Consider the following 13549-nt stretch of genomic DNA (forward strand, 5'->3'; position numbering starts at 1 on the left):
ACGTCCTATATAGTTTTGCAGGGGTCCGGCCATTGGTTGACGATGGCTCCGGCAAGCCTGAAAGTGCATCACGGGGCTATCATTTCGAACTGGATGTCGATGCTGACGGGGCGGCTCCCATTCTGTCAGTTTTTGGTGGCAAGATCACCACCTACCGGCATCTTGCCGAAAGCGCCGTTCAGAGGCTTAGCCTTTATCTACCGATGCTAAGTGGACAAAGCTGGACTTTGCGGCAACCGCTGCCCGGCGGGGATTTTCCGATCAACGGCGCCGCCGATCTTGTTGACACTGTCCTGCGCAAGCATCCTTATGTGACCAAGCCGCTCGTGCAACGATGGGTACGAAGCTACGGCGCGAGGGTGAATGTTATGCTGGAAACTGTCCGGGGCGCTTCGGATTTGGGTAGAGATTTCGGGCATGGGCTTCACGCAATCGAGGTCAATTATTTGATCGACCGCGAGTGGGCCCGATCCGCCGAAGATATCTTGTGGCGGCGCAGTAAGCTCGGTTTGCGATTTGACGTGGCGCAGTCGCAGCGGTTGGAAGCTTATGTTCTTGACCGACTGCACACCCAGGCAATTTGATCAAAGGCATCAGGTCATCCTAATGTCGTTCTTATTTAGAAACTTGGCAGAATTGCACGCAGGTCATTGACGGAAATTACAGGCCAATGCATGACGGGGCATGGGAGAACACAACAGCGTTGGACATAATGCGGACAGCACCGCAATTCTGTCCCCCGATATGATCGAAGTCGTTAAATTTGTGCCGCCACCCGCGCTTGCGCCATTTGTTACGCAAATCTATTTTTTCCGTTGTGATCAAGAACGCGTCTGTGACATGCAGCCTGCGGCACCCGGGCATCTGGTATTCCTTCTTAAGGGTTCGGGGACCATGCGGTTCCAGGATGGGCATGTGGATGCAGTGACCAAGGCGTCTGTAATTGGTCCAGGCTTGGCTGCAGCCGAATTTCAGATTGACGGTCCGTTGCATGATCTTGGTTTTGCGCTCTCGCCGCTTGGCTTTGTGGCGTTGACGGGCCGACCGGCAAATCATTACGTTGACCGGGCCGTTCCCGCGTCGGCCCTGTTTGGACCGGAAATAGATGTCCTGACGAAGAAATTAATGGCAGGACACACCGACGGAACAATGCGATTAGCCCAAATGGTCGACGAGATTACCGCATTCTTGCTTTCCAGACTGAAAACGGTGCCCACCTCCCATGTCAATCTCGTTCATACGGTGATTAGCTGGCTCTCGGGCGAATTCGACCCCGATGTCGAACAGCTATATGCTCAAATCGAAATGTCCCGCAGCACCACCGTGCGTTTGATTACCAAATATTTCGGGACCGCGCCCAAACAATTGATGCGTAAGTATCGCGCTTTGCGCGCGGCGACAATTATGGTGGACTCACGTGCCTCGTCGGAGATGCGGGCTCAGGTGGAATCAATATTTTATGACCAACCCCATATGATCCGTGAGATACGCCAATTTGCCGGACGCACTCCGGGCGCCTTGGACAGCGACGACGCAAAGGTCATGCGATTGTGGCTGAATAAGGATAATTTCCGGGATATTGAGTCCTTTCTGGCTTGATTTAAGCGGTTAAAAGGACCATCTGCACCCAATCGGAGTAAATTTATCTGATTAGGATGCGCAATATGCGTTTGTCGAATATGACCGATTATGCGGTGGTGATCATGAGCGCAGCTTCGCGCCATTGCGGTTCTGCGCGCGTGTCAGCAACGGATCTTGCGGCGGAAACCGGTCTGGCATTGCCGACAACGCAAAAGCTTGTCAGCATACTTACAAAGGGGGGGCTTTTGCGTTCGGCACGTGGCACAGGCGGCGGCATCACCTTAGCCCGTCCGGCAGCTGCGATCAGCATTGCGGACATTGTTGAGGCTGTCGAGGGACCGATTGCGCTGACCGCGTGCTGCGATTCACATAAGCATTCAATCGGGCAGCATTGTGCGAAAGAGGGTAGCTGCAACGTCCAGTCGCATTGGCCAGCGGTGAATGACGCGGTGCGCGGTGCGCTTGCACAAATTAATCTGGCGGGGCTGACGCGATGACCGACGATATCGATATCAAAGACATGGTCAAGGACCAGGCCGCATGGGATGCAGCTGAAAAGGTCGCGGACTATGAGCATGGCTGGTCGTCAGACATTGAAACTGACTTTGCGCCAAAGGGTCTGACTGAAGACACCGTTCGCTTCATCTCAGCGAAGAAAAACGAGCCGGAATGGATGCTCGAATGGCGGCTAAAGGCGTTCGCCATGTGGAAGACGATGACGCCGCCCGATTGGGCCAAGCTGAACGTTCCGCCGATCGATTATCAGGACGCATATTATTACGCAGAGCCCAAGGCCAAGCCAAAGCTTGGGTCACTGGACGAGGTCGACCCCGAAATTCTGCGTATATACGAAAAACTCGGTATACCGATTGCCGAGCAGGAAGTGCTTGCCGGTGTCGAAGGTGCACGCCGCGTTGCCGTTGATGCTGTGTTCGACAGCGTTTCTGTTGCCACCACTTTCCGCGCGGAGCTTGAGCGCGCCGGTGTCATCTTCCGCAGCATATCTGAGGCGATCAAGGAATATCCTGACCTCGTCCGCAAATGGCTCGGCAAGATTGTGCCGATGCACGACAATTATTTCGCCACTCTCAATTGCGCAGTGTTTTCCGACGGGACTTTCGTCTACATCCCCGAAGGGGTGCGTTGCCCGATGGAGCTGTCGACCTATTTCCGCATCAATGCAGAGAATACGGGTCAGTTCGAGCGCACACTGATCGTCGCGGACAAGGGCAGCTATGTCAGCTATCTTGAAGGCTGCACCGCACCGATGCGCGACGAAAATCAGTTACATGCTGCTGTGGTGGAGCTGGTCGCGCTCGACGATGCCGAGATAAAATACTCGACTGTACAGAACTGGTACCCCGGCGACGCCGAAGGCAAAGGCGGAATTTACAATTTCGTCACGAAGCGCGCTTTGTGTCAAGGCAAGAACAGCAAAGTATCCTGGACTCAGGTCGAAACCGGCAGTGCCGTAACCTGGAAATACCCAAGCTGCGTCCTCAACGGCGAAAACAGCGTTGGCGAATTTTACTCGGTCGCAGTTACCAACAATTACCAGCAGGCCGACACCGGCACCAAGATGATCCACAATGGCAAGGGCAGCCGCTCGACCATTGTGAGCAAGGGCATCAGCGCTGGACACAGCAACAACACCTATCGCGGTCTGGTGCGCGTTGCGCCCAATGCGGAAGGCGTACGTAACTTTACCCAGTGCGATTCCTTGCTGCTGGGTTCTTTGAGCGGCGCGCACACCGTGCCCTATATCGAGGTGCGCAACCCAAGCGCGCAGATCGAGCATGAGGCAACGACTTCGAAGATTTCGGACGACCAGATGTTCTACGCCATGGCCAGAGGCTTGAATGCCGAAGAAGCCGTCGCATTGATCGTCAACGGCTTTGCCAAGGAAGTGTTGCAGCAACTGCCGATGGAATTCGCGGTCGAAGCGCAGAAGCTATTGGGAATTTCACTTGAGGGGAGTGTGGGGTGATCCCGTCCGCGGGAACCACTACTCAGAGAATTGATGGATGAAATAAGTATAATGCTTGAAATTAAGAACCTCTGCGCCACTGTCGGCGACAAACCGATCCTTAAGGGTCTTTCGCTCTCGCTTGGCGCGGGCGAGATCCACGCCATCATGGGGCCGAACGGCGCTGGAAAATCGACCTTGGGTTATGTGCTGTCTGGCCGCCCCGGTTATGAAGTGACTGAGGGTTCCGTTACGTTCAACGGGCAGGACCTGCTGGCGCTCGAACCACATGAGCGGGCAGCCGCTGGGCTGTTTTTGGGTTTCCAATATCCGGTCGAAATACCCGGCGTGTCGAATGTGCAGTTTCTGCGCGAGGCCCTGAACGCACAGCGCAAGAACCGTGGCGAGCCCCCCTTGTCGGGCGCTGAATTCCTGAAGGTCGCGCGCGAACAGGCTGGCGCGCTTGGCATGGATATGGATATGCTCAAGCGCCCTGTGAATGTCGGCTTTTCCGGTGGCGAGAAGAAGCGCAACGAGATGGTGCAAATGGGCATCATCAACCCCGCGCTGGCGATTCTTGATGAGACCGACAGCGGCCTCGACATCGACGCGCTGCGTATCGTAGGCGATGGCATCAACAGGATTATGCGCAAGCCTGACAAGGCCGTCCTGCTCATCACCCATTATCAGCGGCTGCTTGATTATGTGAAGCCCGACTTCGTCCATGTCCTCGCCGACGGCCGCATTACCCGCACGGGCGGCGCTGAACTCGCGCTTGAGCTTGAGCGCGACGGTTACAAGGAGCTGGCGGCTTGAACTTGCCTACGCCTACACGCCACGATGAGGCATGGCGCTACAGCGACATTGCCGCTGTCAAGGCAGCATGGCCATTGCCTTCGCCGGAAAGCATTATTGTGCCTTCGGGAGGCAATTTTGCGCAGACCATTACTCAAGCCAGCGGATCCATCCATCAGCTCAATCTTGCCATCGGAAAGCGCGCAACAGCGGCTGTTCACATCCTGAACATGGGCGGCGAATATGGCCGCATTGAACTGAATGTCACTTTGCATGAGGGCGCTGATTTCAAGCTGGGTGCTGTGCAAATCGGCGGCGGCAACCAGACGCTCGAAATCGTAACCACTGTCACCCATGCCGAACCCAGTGCGACGTCTTCGCAGGTTGTGCGGTCTGTTCTGGCTGGCACCGCCACGGGAACCTATTTGGGCAAGGTTGCTGTTGCGCGCGATGCGCAGCATACTGACAGCGTACAATCAGTGAAAGCAATGCTGCTCGACCGCAGTGCGACTGCCAATGCCAAGCCCGAACTTGAAATCTACGCCGACGACGTGAAATGCGCGCATGGATGTGCAATTGGTGAACTTGACCCCATGGGGCTGTTTTATCTCCAGGCACGCGGAATTGCGCCTGCTGATGCTAAGAAGCTCATGCTTCAGGCATTCGTTGCCGGCGTATTCGAAGGTGCGGCCGATGAAGAGAGATTGATTGAAGCGGCACTCAAGAAATTGGGGGAACTGGTGTGAGTGCCGTTTTGCTCAACCCGACCGAACACGCCGCTGGCGGTTGGGAAAATGAAGGCGGGACTCTTTCGAATGTCGTGCGTGACCACTTTCCCGGTCTTGCCAATGGCTGGCATTATCTCGACACCGCCGCGACAGCGCAAAAGCCGCAGGTCGTGCTTGACGCGATGATGCGTGCTGGCGGGGTCGATTATGCCACCGTCCATCGCGGCGTCTACGCGCGGTCAGCCCATATGACCGTCGCGTTCGAGGCCGCGCGCGAACGCGTGGCGCGTTTCATGGGTGCCACTTCGCTCAACGAAATCGTATTTCTTCGCGGTGCGACGGAAGGCATTAACCTGGTTGCACAAAGCTGGGGTTCGGCAAACGTAAAGGCCGGCGACCGCATCATGCTGAGCCAGTTGGAGCACCACAGCAACATTGTGCCGTGGCAGATGCTTGCCGAGAAGGTGGGCGCGTATATCGATGTCTGCCCGCTGACCGACGATGGCCAGATTGATCTCGACTGGCTTGAGGCGAACTTGACGCCAGCGCATAAGATCGTTGCACTAGCCCATGTGTCAAACGTGCTTGGGTCAGTGCTTGACGCTAGGCGCGCCGCGAATGCCGTACATGCCGTTGGCGCGATGTTCCTTTTGGATGGCTGTCAGGCCGCGCCTCGGATGCGTTTGGACATGGCTGCCCTTGGCTGCGATTTCTACGTGATGTCGGGCCATAAGCTATATGGCCCGACCGGTGTTGGGGTGCTGTGGGCAAAGGCAGAGACCTTGAATGCGATGCCCCCATGGCAAGGCGGCGGCGCGATGATTGATCGTGTGACGTTCGAAAAAACCACCTACGCCCCGGCTCCGTCGCGCTTTGAGGCAGGCACGCCCATGATTATTGAGGTGATCGGCCTGCACGCCGCTATCGATTTCATTGACAGCTTTGGCCCCCACGCCATATTCGCGCATGAAAGCGCGCTTGCCGCGCACACGCGTGATGCCTTGCGCTCCATCAATTCCATCACTTTATATGGTCCTGAACAATCTGCGGGCATCGTGTCCTTCTCGATGGAAGGGCTTCATCCGCACGACATTGGCACCATTTTGGACGAAGAGAATGTCGCCATTCGCGCTGGCCATCATTGCGCACAGCCATTGATGGACCATTTGGGCGTGCCCGCCACCGCGCGGGCGAGCTTTGGAATTTATAATAACGAAGATGATGTCGCGGCTTTGGTGCGTGGCCTCGAACGGGTGAAGAGGATTTTTGGATGAACGAGAACATCCGCATAGAAGAAGTCAACCATGTCGAAAAGCCGCCCCGTGCCCGCGTCGATGACGCCCAGGATACGCTACCTGTTGAAAGCGCGAGCGAGACCTTCGAGCGCAAGAAGGACTATCTTGAAGGCTTTCTCGCGCAAAAGCCTGCTGCGCCTGCAGCGAGCGAACCCGATGGCGATCTTTATGAGGCAGTCATTGCTGCGCTCAAGGAAATTTACGATCCCGAAATTCCGGTGAACATTTATGACCTTGGCCTGATTTACAATGTCGAGATTAATGATGGCCATGCCGTCGTGTCGATGACACTTACAACGCCGCATTGTCCGGTAGCGGAATCCATGCCCGGTGAGGTCGAGCTACGCGTCGGCGCGGTTCCCGGCATTGGCGACGCCGAGGTGAACCTAGTATGGGAACCAGCATGGAGCCCTGCGAACATGACCGATGAAGCCCGTCTGGAGCTTGGAATGCTATGACCGACCTAAAATCACGCGCGAGGCCTGCCGCCGTCCTCCTGACCCCAGCTTCCGAAGCGCGGATTGCAGAGCTCATGTCCAAGGCACCCGAAGGCGCCATCGGCGTCAAGCTGTCGACCCCACGCCGGGGCTGTTCAGGGCTTGCCTATTCGGTCGATTATGTGACCGAAGCCGTCCCCTTTGACGAGAAGATCGAGACACCGGGGGGCGTGCTCTACATCGATGGCGGATCAGTGTTGTATCTCGTCGGATCGGTGATGGACTGGGTGGAGGACGAATTCGCTGCTGGCTTTGTGTTCACAAACCCCAATGCCACCGGAAGTTGCGGCTGCGGCGAAAGCTTTACCGTTTAAAAGTCGAATTGGAGCCTGAAGGCGACGCCCACATCGTCAGGCGCGTTTTTAAAATGTCCCGGCTCTTGCCGCCAAAAAAGGTTTGACGAAAAATAGCCGCCATATACCGGCACTGTCCACGCAAGCTCGCTGGCAATCTCCCGCCCCTTAGGCGCAAGCGAAAATTGCCGCACGGCATACGTCGTCCCAAGCGTTGCATAGTCATAGGCGACCGGCAAATTGAGCGCCAACCCGCCACGCGTCACGCGCAACGGCTGCGCAATGCGGAAGGAAAGGCGGTCATGGCTGGCCAAGACGTTGCTGCCCGACAGGTCGAGAGAGAACGCATTGCTTTCAAGTGAGCTTTGCCCCGTTAGCGAGGCGCCGGCATTGGCTGTGGTCCAACCCTGTCGCCAGCTTGCGCCGAGCGACCATGAACCAAATAATGCGACATCGCCCCGACCGTCGACAAACAGGCTGCGCGCGCCATTCTGACCTATGAAATTGGCAAAGCGCGCACCAAGCACCGTTTCTTCCTCACGCATCAAGTTCGCACCCAATGCCAACTTGGCGGGACCAATTTGGCGGTCCAGCGCGACTCCGACCGAGGAATATGGATAGCGATTATGTGCGTTCCGAAAAAATTCCGTCCCGCCCCGTTCAAACAGGCGTGCTTCGCCCGCCTCTACACTTCCGGTGAGACCGAAGCGCCCGAGTTGTTTGCGCAATGCAAATGATTGCCCCGGCGCACGTTCAAAGCCAGCGTCCATCCGCGCATCGGTCGCAGTCAGAAACGCCCCAGTCGTCGTGCCCTGCAATGCGGCGACTTGTCCTGCCGCCGCTTGACGGATGCCGAGGCTGAAACGCAGGTCTTGCGAAATGGCAGCACTAACGCGGCCTGCCAGAATACGCGCCTTATTCTGCTGCAAATCTGAAAGAAGAAGCGGCACAATGCGCGCATCGCCGCTACTGCTGGCGCTAATGGAGAATGCAATTTCGGTCTCGCCTTGCGCTATGCTGACCGACCGCCCCTGATCCACCAAGGCGGGTGTAAGCCTGAGGCGGGGGGAGGACGCGTTTAAGCCGTAAGCAAGATCAATATCATATGCCCGGCCATAACTGTCGAGCACTACGGCGTTTACCGGCCTGTTCGACAAGGCAACATCACCCATCGGCGTTGACGTTGTACCTCCGCTGCCGCTGAGCGAAACCGCCATTGTTGTCCCGGCAAGCGAAGTCGTGCCGGATGGTGCAAAGGCGCGGGCAATGTCTAATATGCCCCGTCCGTAAATCGCGTCTGTGCCAACCGCACCCGCATCACGCGCCGATGTCAGCAGCAAGCTCACAATCTGTGCGCCCGTCAGATTAGGAAAGGCCTGAGCCAGCAAAGCCGCTGCCCCAGAAATTTGCGGGGCCGAGAATGACGTGCCATTAAAAACCCGCACAAAAGTCTGACCATTTTCGACAAAGCGATAGATAGTGTCGTTGCGATATTCGCAACAAATGCTCTGACCCAGCGCTGACAACACCGCGTTCTGCGCAACGCCTGCCTTGTTGCTAAACTTCGATATCACGCCGTTATCATCGACCGACGTCGCAATAATCACCAGACCGTTGCCATTGGCCAAAAGTGCCTGAGCAAAAGGGCTTGGGCTATTCGGGTCAAATGCCGGATCGGCGTCGTTACCTTCATTCCCTGCCGACGCTACAATGACAATACCTGCTGACGTGGCGCGATTGATGGCGGCACGCAATGTGCTGCTAGCGCCCCCAGCGCCGCCAAGCGATATGTTGATGACGCGTGCACCATTGTCCACGGCGCGATTGACACCCGCAGCGATTGACGAATCGAAAAATGAACATGCCGCCTCATCTTCACCGAGTTTAGCGGTGGTGCAGCTTCCTGCTTGGTCGGCACGCAGTGCGAGTACGGTTGCGTTAAAAGCTATCCCATGCGTGTCGCGATCATCTTTTGCAGCGGCAAGTATGCGCGTAACTTCGGTCCCATGCCCATCCTCATCGCCAAGTGGCCGGCCCGCGCCAGTCACGTCGCCCGACTGGGCATGAATGCGTCCAACAAACTCGTGGCTGTTGGGATCGATCCCTGAATCGATAACGCCGACCGTGACGCCCCGACCAGTCGCTCCAGCCTGATAGGCAGTGACCGCCTTGTGAAAACCGGGTCCATCGGATCGATTAAATTCTGCTGTCGCAAAATCTGTGGTCGATGCAGTTGAAGGTGGAGGCGGTGGAGGCGGCGGGGGCGGAGGCGGTGGTGCAACCACAGGGGGCGGCGCAGCGACGGGCGGGGGCGCAGAGTTTACACCGCCGCCGCCGCCACATGCGGACAATGTGAGCGCAAAAATAACGGAGCCCCCGATGGCAAGCTTACGATCAACCTTTGATGCAATCATGGAAATGCGACCTTCATCCCAGCGGTATTCTGCATTACGCATGATTCGCTTTCGCTAATCTTAACACCTGCGTTGAGAAAAATTGTCCAGCCTGATAGGCGCTATCAATGCAGACTGCTTTTGCCCATGTCGACAGCTGGATTTTTGACCTAGATCTTACCCTATATGGGCCAGAGGCCAACATTATGGCGCAAGTTCGCGACCGGATTGCTTTGTTTGTTGAAAGATATTTCAATGTCAATTCCGATCAAGCGCATAAAATTAGGCACAATTATTGGAAGAAATACGGCACCACGCTCGGTGGTTTAATGACCGAACATGCAGTCGATCCGCACGGATATCTCGATTTCGTCCATGATGTCGACATGAGCCTGTTGCATCCGGCACCGGAATTGCGTGATTTGATTGCGGCTTTGCCGGGTCGAAAGCTCATCTTCACAAATGCAGATGCTCCTTATGCCGAACGGGTTTTGACAGCGCGCGGTCTTGATAATCTGTTCGAAGACGTTTTCGACATCCACCGGATGCAGCATTTGCCCAAGCCAGCGGCGGCAAGCTATCATGCCCTGTGCAATGAACTCGCTATTGACCCGCAACGCGCGCTTTTTGTTGAAGACTCCGCGCATAATCTGCTTCCAGCCAAAGCGCTGGGAATGAAAACAATTTGGGTGAACCACGACGTTGAAGCTGTTAGCAGTGATTTAGAACAATATATCGACCTTGAAGTTGCCAACCTGACTGGATGGCTTTCTTCGCTCCATGCCATGGAAAGAATAATATGACTGACCAGCTAGCCAATATCATCGATGCCGCGTGGGATGCGCGCGATAGCATTTCCAGTGCGACACAAGGCGAAGTTCGGGAGGCTGTGCATTCTGCACTGGCGGGGCTGGACAATGGCTCGTTGCGCGTCGCCGAAAAGCGGGACGGAGCGTGGCAAGTTAACCAGTGGCTGAAAAAAGCCGTACTCTTGTCATTTCGCCTTAATGACAATGTACTGGTCGAAGGCGGTGCGTCGGGTGCCCCTGCTTACGACAAGGTGCCGTCAAAGTTTAGCGGATGGGACGCGGATCGTTTTCGCAGCGCTGGTTTTCGCGTGGTGCCCGGTGCCGTGGCGCGTCACGGCAGCTTCATCGGCAAAAATGTCGTGCTGATGCCAAGCTTCGTCAACATAGGTGCGCGCGTGGATGACGGGACCATGGTCGATGGCTGGGCCACCGTTGGAAGCTGCGCCCAGATAGGCAAGAATGTACATCTGTCAGGTGGGGTTGGCATTGGCGGCGTCCTTGAGCCGCTTCAGGCTGGCCCCGTAATCATCGAGGACAATTGTTTCATTGGAGCGCGCTCTGAAGTTGTCGAAGGTGTTATTGTCGAAGAAGGCGCTGTCCTGTCGATGGGTGTTTTCATTAGTTCCACTAGCAAGATTATAGACCGCACAACGGGCGAGGTATTTGTCGGCCGTGTCCCCGCTTATTCGGTGGTCGTGCCGGGATCAATGCCGGGCAAACCGCTACCGGATGGTAGCCCGGGCCCCCATCTTTCTTGTGCCGTCATTGTCAAACGCGTTGATGCGCAGACCCGCGCAAAGACGGCAATCAACGACCTGTTAAGGGATTAAGTCGGCAAGCCAGGTATGTTTCTCGTCGATGCTACTTGCAATTCAGACCGAATCACTCCATAACTATAGGGCGGACCGGGCCCCTCTGACGCTTGCTTCTTCGGAAGGATCGTGATGTCGGCCGCATCGGATGTTTCCGGTGCATTGGTCAGGCGGTCTTTAAATACCCCCGAAATACGCTTGGCTGTGGCCGGAACATCCGATTGAACTTAACCTATGTTCAAAGAGGATGATGTCATGACATTTTCGTCATTTCGATTGATGCAATATCACCAAAAGATTGACCGCGAACTCCGCGCCGAAATTACGCGGCGCTGGCCTGATATGTTCAGGATTCAAAAGCTGAAGCGGCTCAAACTCGCAGTCAAGGACCGCTTAGAAAGCCATTCGCACACGTCATTGCATCCCGTGCGATTGCACAAATTCTAAACTTTGAACTCTGCCACCGCGCAGTTTGACCTGCGCGGTGGATGAGATTTCTAAAACAGGGAATAATTCATGGAATTTTTGATGATGGACTGGCTGGGGACGCCAGTCTGGTTTTGGCTAGCTTTCCTCAGTATTGTTGTCGCGTTGACCGCCTTTGACCTTGGCATATTGCACAAGGAAGACAAGGAAATGGGCATAGCCGAGAGCCTGAAGCTTTCGGCATTCTACATTAGCATCGCGATGCTGTTCGGCCTGTGGGTATGGTTCCAAAAGGGAGCCGACATGGGCATGAAATATTATACAGGCTTTTTTATCGAAAAGGCGCTGTCGATCGATAACGTGTTTGTCATTAGCCTGATTTTCACGTTCTTCGCGATTCCCCGGAAATATCAGTATCGCGCTTTGCTATGGGGTATCATTGCCGTCATTGTCTTGCGCGGCCTTATGATCGCGGCGGGTGCAGCTATTGTGCAGGAATATTATTGGACGCTGTATATCTTCGCAGTCTTCCTCATCGGGACTGGCATTAAAATGCTGTTCACCGGTGATCAGGAAATGGATGTCGCAAAGAATCCGGTGGTGAGATACATCTCGACCCATATGCGCGTGACCAAGGAGCTTCATGACGAAAAGTTCTTTGTGAAGGTACCCGACGAGAAGACGGGCAAGATGGTGCGTGCAGCAACGCCCCTGTTCTTGGCACTGGTTGTCATCAACCTCGCCGACCTTGTCTTCGCAGTAGACTCAGTGCCGGCAATCTTTGCGATCACCACCGACACCTTCATTGTCTACACGTCGAATATCATGGCAATCTTGGGCCTGCGTGCTTTGTACTTCGCGTTAGCGGCAATGGTGCATCGTTTCCATTATCTCAAATATGCGCTGGCTTTGGTCTTGGTATTCATTGGTTCGAAAATCTTCGTGTCCGATTTCCTCATGGCGGGCGACAAGTTCCCACCAGTGCTTAGCCTTGGGGTTACCTTCGCGCTTATCCTTGGCGGAATCCTGTTTTCCCTGTGGAAGACGAAGGACGACGGTCAATCGGCACAGGCCCATTAAGGAGATAGATGATGGCTCTAAAATCAATATTTCTCTTTGCACCCGCTGAAACCGCAGTGGTCGGCAAAGGGCCCATGGGCTTTGCCCTCAGCCTCGCAAAGGCGCACAGCGCGCAGTTGACGATTTTCACGGTCGCCCTTGATGTGACTACCCCCGGACGCAGCACGGATGCACAATCCGTGGCGGACCAGCTATGCTCTGCGGCGGACGCCGCGGGCGTTGCATGTACGCTCATAACGGAACACTCGCATGCCTTAGGCGTCCACGAAGTGGTAGCCGAGCATGCGCGGTTGCACGACTTGAGCATTATCGGCAGTCAGAAGTCTGGGCTGTTGAATGAACGGATGGTCGCGGAATATCTTATGTTCGAAAGCGGTCGTCCAGTGATCGTCGTGCCTGAGGCGTATGACCTGCCTTATCAACATGAGGCATTTGGAGTGGCTTGGGATAACACCCCGGCCGCAGCCCGCGCGTTGGGCGATGCCATTACCTTGCTTGAGCCCGATGCAATGCATTTCCTCACCATCGTCGGCGAAAAGCAAATGCCGACTGATCTGGATAGCAATGCCCTCGTCACCGTCACTGGGCGGCGCGGGGTACAGGCCGATCATGCCAATGCGGCGCTTTTCGGACGGAGCATCGCCTCTGCCCTACAAGATGAGAGCAGGGCGGCGGGCGCTAGCATGCTTGTCATGGGTGCCTTTGGCCATTCGCGTTGGCGCAGCTTTGTACTGGGCAGTGCAACGGCAGACATTCTGGACAGAACGGAAATGCCCGTACTGCTTTCGCACTAACAACGGTCAGAAATCGGCCGATTAGCGCCGTTCTTTTGTCGGTGCGTTGAAGTCAGGCGGTTTGTTGGCAATCCAGTCAA

The 13549-nt window shown here is 55.6% G+C and carries 15 protein-coding genes; 14 read left to right on the forward strand and 1 reads right to left on the reverse strand.

The window, feature by feature from the left end:
- The 9 genes from ACK4S7_RS12050 to ACK4S7_RS12090 form a co-directional block, all read left to right on the forward strand.
- Positions 1-584: glycerol-3-phosphate dehydrogenase C-terminal domain-containing protein (locus tag ACK4S7_RS12050; RefSeq protein ID WP_409647197.1), on the forward strand; the 584-nt coding region annotated here is incomplete at its 5' end.
- Between the two features lie 100 nt (positions 585-684).
- The gene (locus ACK4S7_RS12055; RefSeq protein WP_409647199.1) at positions 685-1599 is read left to right on the forward strand and encodes a helix-turn-helix domain-containing protein; all 915 of its coding nucleotides are present in this window, start codon (positions 685-687) and stop codon (positions 1597-1599) included.
- A gap of 65 nt (positions 1600-1664) precedes the next feature.
- The gene (locus ACK4S7_RS12060; protein ID WP_409647201.1) at positions 1665-2078 is read left to right on the forward strand and encodes an SUF system Fe-S cluster assembly regulator; all 414 of its coding nucleotides are present in this window, start codon (positions 1665-1667) and stop codon (positions 2076-2078) included.
- A 23-nt stretch (positions 2079-2101) separates the two neighbouring features.
- Positions 2102-3568 carry a Fe-S cluster assembly protein SufB gene (gene sufB, locus ACK4S7_RS12065; protein WP_409647223.1) on the forward strand — a complete coding sequence of 489 codons (1467 nt, stop codon included), beginning with the start codon at positions 2102-2104 and terminating at the stop codon, positions 3566-3568.
- A 51-nt stretch (positions 3569-3619) separates the two neighbouring features.
- The gene (gene sufC, locus ACK4S7_RS12070; RefSeq protein ID WP_409647204.1) at positions 3620-4363 is read left to right on the forward strand and encodes a Fe-S cluster assembly ATPase SufC; all 744 of its coding nucleotides are present in this window, start codon (positions 3620-3622) and stop codon (positions 4361-4363) included.
- On the forward strand, positions 4360-5088 hold the full coding sequence (locus ACK4S7_RS12075; RefSeq protein WP_409647206.1) for a SufD family Fe-S cluster assembly protein: 729 nt from the start codon (positions 4360-4362) through the stop codon (positions 5086-5088). The genes sufC and ACK4S7_RS12075 overlap by 4 nt, the downstream gene beginning before the upstream one ends.
- A 74-nt stretch (positions 5089-5162) precedes the next feature.
- Positions 5163-6344, forward strand: a complete 1182-nt coding sequence (locus ACK4S7_RS12080) for a cysteine desulfurase (RefSeq protein WP_409647225.1) — start codon at positions 5163-5165, stop codon at positions 6342-6344.
- Positions 6341-6823 carry an SUF system Fe-S cluster assembly protein gene (locus ACK4S7_RS12085; protein WP_409647208.1) on the forward strand — a complete coding sequence of 161 codons (483 nt, stop codon included), beginning with the start codon at positions 6341-6343 and terminating at the stop codon, positions 6821-6823. The genes ACK4S7_RS12080 and ACK4S7_RS12085 overlap by 4 nt, the downstream gene beginning before the upstream one ends.
- The gene (locus tag ACK4S7_RS12090) at positions 6820-7176 is read left to right on the forward strand and encodes a HesB/IscA family protein (RefSeq protein WP_409647210.1); all 357 of its coding nucleotides are present in this window, start codon (positions 6820-6822) and stop codon (positions 7174-7176) included. The genes ACK4S7_RS12085 and ACK4S7_RS12090 overlap by 4 nt, the downstream gene beginning before the upstream one ends.
- Here ACK4S7_RS12090 and ACK4S7_RS12095 read toward each other — a convergent pair.
- Positions 7173-9611 (reverse strand): S8 family peptidase, encoded by a 2439-nt coding sequence (locus ACK4S7_RS12095; RefSeq protein ID WP_409647212.1) that lies wholly within the window; start codon positions 9609-9611, stop codon positions 7173-7175. The two genes, ACK4S7_RS12090 and ACK4S7_RS12095, sit on opposite strands and share 4 nt — an antisense overlap.
- A gap of 65 nt (positions 9612-9676) precedes the next feature.
- Between ACK4S7_RS12095 and ACK4S7_RS12100 the strand changes: the two genes are divergently transcribed.
- The 5 genes from ACK4S7_RS12100 (at position 9677) to ACK4S7_RS12120 (ending at position 13469) form a co-directional block, all read left to right on the forward strand.
- Positions 9677-10351 carry a pyrimidine 5'-nucleotidase gene (locus ACK4S7_RS12100; RefSeq protein ID WP_409647214.1) on the forward strand — a complete coding sequence of 225 codons (675 nt, stop codon included), beginning with the start codon at positions 9677-9679 and terminating at the stop codon, positions 10349-10351.
- On the forward strand, positions 10348-11187 hold the full coding sequence (gene dapD, locus ACK4S7_RS12105; protein WP_409647217.1) for a 2,3,4,5-tetrahydropyridine-2,6-dicarboxylate N-succinyltransferase: 840 nt from the start codon (positions 10348-10350) through the stop codon (positions 11185-11187). The genes ACK4S7_RS12100 and dapD overlap by 4 nt, the downstream gene beginning before the upstream one ends.
- A 261-nt stretch (positions 11188-11448) precedes the next feature.
- Positions 11449-11616 (forward strand): DUF465 domain-containing protein, encoded by a 168-nt coding sequence (locus ACK4S7_RS12110; protein ID WP_409647228.1) that lies wholly within the window; start codon positions 11449-11451, stop codon positions 11614-11616.
- A gap of 69 nt (positions 11617-11685) precedes the next feature.
- Positions 11686-12675, forward strand: a complete 990-nt coding sequence (locus ACK4S7_RS12115) for a TerC family protein (RefSeq protein WP_409647219.1) — start codon at positions 11686-11688, stop codon at positions 12673-12675.
- Positions 12676-12683: 8 nt separating this feature from the next.
- Positions 12684-13469, forward strand: coding sequence for a universal stress protein (locus ACK4S7_RS12120; protein WP_409647221.1), 786 nt, complete (start codon positions 12684-12686; stop codon positions 13467-13469).
- The last annotated feature ends 80 nt before the right edge of the window (positions 13470-13549 follow it).

It is taken from the genome of Sphingorhabdus sp. (assembly GCF_046292425.1).
Classification (GTDB): Bacteria; Pseudomonadota; Alphaproteobacteria; order Sphingomonadales; family Sphingomonadaceae; genus Sphingorhabdus_B.

Excerpts from the sequence above, each read along its gene's own strand:
- ACK4S7_RS12090 (WP_409647210.1), top strand. The coding sequence starts at position 6,820 with ATGACCGACCTAAAATCACGCGCGAGGCCTGCCGCCGTCCTCCTGACC.
- ACK4S7_RS12115 (WP_409647219.1), top strand. The coding sequence starts at position 11,686 with ATGGAATTTTTGATGATGGACTGGCTGGGGACGCCAGTCTGGTTTTGG.
- ACK4S7_RS12110 (WP_409647228.1), top strand. The coding sequence starts at position 11,449 with ATGCAATATCACCAAAAGATTGACCGCGAACTCCGCGCCGAAATTACG.
- sufC (WP_409647204.1), top strand. The coding sequence starts at position 3,620 with ATGCTTGAAATTAAGAACCTCTGCGCCACTGTCGGCGACAAACCGATC.
- sufB (WP_409647223.1), top strand. The coding sequence starts at position 2,102 with ATGGTCAAGGACCAGGCCGCATGGGATGCAGCTGAAAAGGTCGCGGAC.
- ACK4S7_RS12060 (WP_409647201.1), top strand. The coding sequence starts at position 1,665 with ATGCGTTTGTCGAATATGACCGATTATGCGGTGGTGATCATGAGCGCA.
- ACK4S7_RS12100 (WP_409647214.1), top strand. The coding sequence starts at position 9,677 with ATGCAGACTGCTTTTGCCCATGTCGACAGCTGGATTTTTGACCTAGAT.
- ACK4S7_RS12095 (WP_409647212.1), bottom strand. The coding sequence starts at position 9,611 with ATGCGTAATGCAGAATACCGCTGGGATGAAGGTCGCATTTCCATGATT.
- dapD (WP_409647217.1), top strand. The coding sequence starts at position 10,348 with ATGACTGACCAGCTAGCCAATATCATCGATGCCGCGTGGGATGCGCGC.
- ACK4S7_RS12085 (WP_409647208.1), top strand. The coding sequence starts at position 6,341 with ATGAACGAGAACATCCGCATAGAAGAAGTCAACCATGTCGAAAAGCCG.
- ACK4S7_RS12120 (WP_409647221.1), top strand. The coding sequence starts at position 12,684 with ATGATGGCTCTAAAATCAATATTTCTCTTTGCACCCGCTGAAACCGCA.
- ACK4S7_RS12055 (WP_409647199.1), top strand. The coding sequence starts at position 685 with ATGGGAGAACACAACAGCGTTGGACATAATGCGGACAGCACCGCAATT.